We start from the raw sequence: 1,372 nt of genomic DNA, 5'->3' as shown, positions 1-1,372 counted from the left end.
CTTAAGCACTAACTCTCAGATATTGCTGCATCCCTGTGCTTGGCATTCGGCGATGAGTTGAGTAATCCGTTCCGGTACGGTTTGCAGGGTCCGGCGGCGGCGACGCTCCTGGAGGACGACGAGGGCTTCCGGCCAACGCTTCACATTCCAGTGCCGGGCGCCGTGAATCGCGGTGGTCAGCTCCCGTTGTAACAGGGTCCAAATTCGCTAGGGGGTGGCGCGGCGGGGCTGATCCAGCCGATGCCAGTCGTGACCACAGCGCCGGCAGAGCCGTTTCTCGACGATCCAGGCATAGAGCAACTTGCCGTGGAGATAGACCTCGGCCAAGGGGCTGTCTTTCCTGGCCCGGAGGTGATCCATGTTCAAGATGCTTTTCAATCGCTTGAAGACCCGTTCGATTGGCCAACGCACCCGATAGAGCGCCATGATTGTAGCCGTCGACACGATCTCGGGCGGCAGCGTGGTCCAGATCAGCACCCATTCGGCAAAGATTAGGGTCCGGGCCTGAGGCGGACGGCCTTTTTTCGCGGCGTTCGCCCGCGCCCCGCCGCCGCGCTTCTGCGGCCTGAGCCGGTGGCAAACGCAGGGCATGCCGGTGACCCGCGAGCGATTCGTGGTCCCGGTTACGGACCTGCGTCGGTAAACAGCATTCAGTCGCGCCGGAGGCTGACAAAACCGACTCCAAATCAAGGGGATTCCCCTCGGGGTCATGGAGCGGGATGCCATGGGGGTTATAGCGCACCACCAGGCCGACCCCGCGATCGGCCTGATCCATCCACATCGTGACCTGGTTATACCCCCGATCGGCCACCACCCCATCGCCATCCTGTAACACATAATGACTCAGAGGCTCACCGGTATGCGCATTCGTCACCTTGACTTCCACCAGGTGCAGCCGCACCCAATTGATCGCCCGATGGATCCGGTAGTCGGTGCCGGTCGCGCCGGGACTCTGCACCGTCGAGGCATCGATCACCAGAAACCGCAGGTGACCCTCGGCCAACGGCTGGACCGCCGCGTCCATCATCCGGCTCAGCAGCGCCTTGACCCACGGACCACAGGCCTTCCATCGTCGGTGGATGGCCGTGTCGCTGATCCGTTCCTCCAGCAACGTGAAGGTCCCCGCCGTTTCCCGCAACACCGCATCCAGCCCGCAGTCATTCATCACCACCCGCAGCAACTGCTCCGGAGTCTTGATCTTGCGCGATCGGGCGAAGGCTCTAAATTCGATTGCCAACTCCCGGTAGTCCGGGGGCAACTCTTGTAAGAGCTGTTCAAATGTTGTATCCCGATTTCCAAAGGGCAGGCTCATAGCGGTCGGTCTCCGGTCGCTCGGGTGATCAACGAACCGGGAGCCTGCCTTTTTTCACAT

At 61.7% G+C, this 1,372-nt stretch carries 3 protein-coding genes; 1 reads left to right on the top strand and 2 read right to left on the bottom strand.

What is annotated here, in order from left to right; genetic code table 11:
• Positions 1–15: 15 nt before the first annotated feature.
• Positions 16–144 carry a hypothetical protein gene (locus tag BN874_RS26435; protein WP_420886125.1) on the bottom strand — a complete coding sequence of 43 codons (129 nt, stop codon included), beginning with the start codon at positions 142–144 and terminating at the stop codon, positions 16–18.
• 63 nt (positions 145–207) lie between these two features.
• Positions 208–711 (bottom strand): transposase, encoded by a 504-nt coding sequence (locus tag BN874_RS26430; RefSeq protein ID WP_420886124.1) that lies wholly within the window; start codon positions 709–711, stop codon positions 208–210.
• Positions 712–859: 148 nt separating this feature from the next.
• Here BN874_RS26430 and BN874_RS26425 point away from each other — a divergent pair, with 148 nt between their 5' ends.
• Positions 860–1,267 (top strand): hypothetical protein, encoded by a 408-nt coding sequence (locus tag BN874_RS26425; protein ID WP_081756329.1) that lies wholly within the window; start codon positions 860–862, stop codon positions 1,265–1,267.
• Positions 1,268–1,372: the final 105 nt, after the last annotated feature.

The sequence above is a fragment of the Candidatus Contendobacter odensis Run_B_J11 genome (genome assembly GCF_000531125.1).
Lineage (GTDB): Bacteria > Pseudomonadota > Gammaproteobacteria > Competibacterales > Competibacteraceae > Contendibacter > Contendibacter odensensis.
Note: the sequence above shows the minus strand (reverse complement) of the source record. Positions and strands in the feature narration are given on the sequence as shown.

Bases quoted from the DNA above. Each gene is read 5' to 3' on its own strand.
- BN874_RS26430 (WP_420886124.1), bottom strand. From the start codon at position 711: ATGACCCCGAGGGGAATCCCCTTGATTTGGAGTCGGTTTTGTCAGCCT.
- BN874_RS26425 (WP_081756329.1), top strand. From the start codon at position 860: ATGCGCATTCGTCACCTTGACTTCCACCAGGTGCAGCCGCACCCAATT.